2 protein-coding genes are annotated in these 2,993 nt (G+C 60.2%); one reads left to right on the forward strand and one right to left on the reverse strand.

From position 1 onward, the window contains the following. Nucleotides 1-218 precede the first annotated feature (218 nt). The gene (locus ACOZK9_RS26970; RefSeq protein ID WP_421556950.1) at nucleotides 219-1,403 is read right to left on the reverse strand and encodes a XylR family transcriptional regulator; all 1,185 of its coding nucleotides are present in this window, start codon (nucleotides 1,401-1,403) and stop codon (nucleotides 219-221) included. A 138-nt stretch (nucleotides 1,404-1,541) separates the two neighbouring features. Between ACOZK9_RS26970 and xylA the strand changes: the two genes are divergently transcribed. Beyond that, the gene (gene xylA, locus ACOZK9_RS26975; RefSeq protein ID WP_421556951.1) at nucleotides 1,542-2,858 is read left to right on the forward strand and encodes a xylose isomerase; all 1,317 of its coding nucleotides are present in this window, start codon (nucleotides 1,542-1,544) and stop codon (nucleotides 2,856-2,858) included. Nucleotides 2,859-2,993 lie beyond the last annotated feature (135 nt).

The raw sequence follows: 2,993 nt of genomic DNA on the forward strand, positions 1-2,993 counted from the left end.
ATCGGCGTTTTGGGTGAAGGGGTGGGGCGAAGTCTCCCACGGTCTGTACTGGCTAGAGTCAGATGCTGGCTTTTAGTCCCACCACCCCTACAAGTCTAACCATACAAGCGGGCTTGCTCGCGATGGCCTCAACCCTGTTCGCCTGATGTACCGAGGCGCCTGCATCGCTAGCAAGCCCGCTCCCACACAAGCCCGCTCCCACAAAAAGCAGAGCGCGGTTAAACCACGCTGGCGGCACTTTGCTGATACTCGCGCGGGGTGCAGCCGAACTCGCGCCGAAACACGGTATGCAGGTACTGCGCCGATTTAAAGCCACAGCGCGTGGCAATGTCGGCAATCGCCAGGGCATGGTTTTCCAGGCCCTTGGCGGCGGCCGCGAGTTTGAAGCGCAGGATTTCGTCGTGCACGCTGCAACCGCGCGCCTTGCGAAAGTGCGATTCCAGCGACGAGCGCGACACGCCGACATACGCCGCCACTTGCGCGGTCTTGATGCCCTGGCAGGCGTATTGGCGGATGAACAGCAAAGCCTGCATCACATAAGGGTTGCCCAAGGGTTGATGCACGCTGGACGCCTGAACATTGATCGCATCCGGCGGCACCAGAATCTGCGTGCCCGCGCAGGGTTTGCCGTGCAGCATCTGGTGCAGCAGCGCGGCGGCGGTGCGGCCCATGGTATCAGTGCCCTGAATCACCGAACTGAGTGGCACGCGTGTCAGCGTGCGCGTCAGCGGGTCGTTGTCGATGCCGATCAACGCAACTTCTTCCGGCACCGCGATGCCGGCCGTCAGGCAGGCTTGCAGCAGTTGCCGGGCGCGGGCATCGGTGACGGCGATGATGCCGATGGGTTTGGGCAGGCTTTGCAGCCAGGCGATTTGCTGCTCGACCGCGCTGTCCCACAGCGGTGCGCTGGTGCCCAGGCCGCGATACACCTCAACGTGCAGGCCATCGCGTTGCAGCAGTCGCCGAAAGGCTTTTTCGCGCTCCTGAGCCCAGCGATTGGCTTGGGCTTCGGGCAGGCTGAAACAGGCAAAGCGCGTGAGGCCGGCTTCGATCAGGTGTTCGTAGGCCAGCTTCATCAACGCGTGGTTGTCGGTGGCCACGTAGGGAATGCCCTTGGGGTAGGCGCGCGTATCCTGATAAGAGCCGCCCACCGCCACCACCGGTAGCTTGATGTCGGCCAGCGCCTCGCCGATCAGCGGGTCGTCGAAGTCGGCAATGATGCCGTCGCCCTGCCAGCGTTCGATACCTTTAAGGCGGCACAAAAAGTCTTCTTCCAGGAACAAGTCCCACGACACACGCGTGCTGCTGAGGTAATTGCCAATGCCGGTAATGATGCCACGGTCGTAGATTTTGCTGCCGTTGAACAACAGCGCGATACGGTGAACAGGCGGTAGGGTTTTCATTATTTTTATCCAGGGCCAGTGCTCACAGACTAGACCTGACTGTTCAAAATCGCACTAGGTCTTGGTGATTTTCATAATCGCAAGCCCAAGTGCCGTTGCTAGTATCGAGACACCGCCAAGAACAATAAGGAAAACCCCATGCCGTACTTCCCCGGTGTCGAGAAGGTTCGCTTCGAAGGCCCCAGCAGCGACTCTCCCCTCGCCTTTCGCCATTACGACGCCAACAAAATCATCCTCGGCAAACCGATGCGCGAGCACCTGCGCATGGCCGCCTGTTATTGGCATACGTTTGTGTGGCCGGGTGCAGACATGTTCGGCGTGGGCACCTTCAAGCGCCCGTGGCAGCGCAGCGGTGACCCGATGACACTGGCCATCGGCAAGGCCGATGCGGCATTCGAGTTTTTCTCCAAACTGGGCATCGACTACTACAGCTTTCACGACACCGACGTGGCCCCCGAAGGCCAGTCGATCAAGGAGTACCGCAACCACTTCGCACAGATGGTCGACCACCTTGAGCGCCATCAGGAAACCACCGGCATTCGGCTGCTCTGGGGCACCGCCAATTGCTTCAGTAACCCGCGTTTTGCCGCCGGTGCGGCAAGTAACCCTGACCCAGAAGTGTTTGCCTACGCCGCCGCGCAGGTGTTCAGCGCGATGAACGCGACCCAACGCCTCAAGGGCGCCAACTATGTGCTGTGGGGCGGCCGCGAAGGCTATGAAACCCTGCTTAATACCGACCTCAAACGCGAGCGCGAACAGCTCGGGCGGTTTATGCGCATGGTAGTGGAACACAAGCACAAGATCGGTTTTAACGGCGACCTGTTGATCGAGCCCAAGCCTCAGGAGCCGACCAAGCATCAGTACGATTACGACAGCGCCACGGTGTTCGGCTTCCTGCATGAATACGGCCTGGAACACGAGATCAAGGTGAATATCGAGGCTAACCACGCGACCTTGGCCGGGCACAGTTTTCATCATGAGATTGCCACCGCTGTGTCGCTGGGGATTTTCGGCAGCATCGACGCCAACCGTGGCGACCCGCAGAACGGCTGGGACACTGACCAGTTCCCCAACAGCGTCGAGGAAATGACCCTCGCCACCTACGAAATTCTCAAGGCCGGTGGTTTCAAGAATGGCGGCTACAATTTCGATTCCAAGGTACGCCGCCAGAGCCTCGACGATGTCGACCTGTTCCACGGCCACGTCGCCGCCATGGACGTACTCGCGCTGGCGCTGGAACGTGCCGCGGCGATGGTGCAGAACGACCGCCTGCAAGAGTTCAAGGACCAGCGTTATGCCGGCTGGGACCAGCCGCTGGGCAAGGCGGTGCTGGCCGGTGAATTCAGCCTGGAGTCGCTGGCTGAACACGCGTTTGCGCACGCGCTGGACCCGCAGGCGGTGAGTGGCCGGCAGGAGATGCTCGAAGGCGTGGTTAACCAGTTTATCTACCGCTGACGGAATGGCGGGGGTGAATGGGTTTACTGTGGCGAGCGGGCTTGGGGGGGGGGGCCCCCAACCAAACACCCCCCACCGAGACCCAAATCAAGGGTTGGCGACAACAAGAAGATTATAAAAAAAAAAAAAAAAAAA

This window comes from Pseudomonas kitaguniensis (genome assembly GCF_049199985.1).
GTDB classification, from domain to species: domain Bacteria; phylum Pseudomonadota; class Gammaproteobacteria; order Pseudomonadales; family Pseudomonadaceae; genus Aquipseudomonas; species Aquipseudomonas kitaguniensis.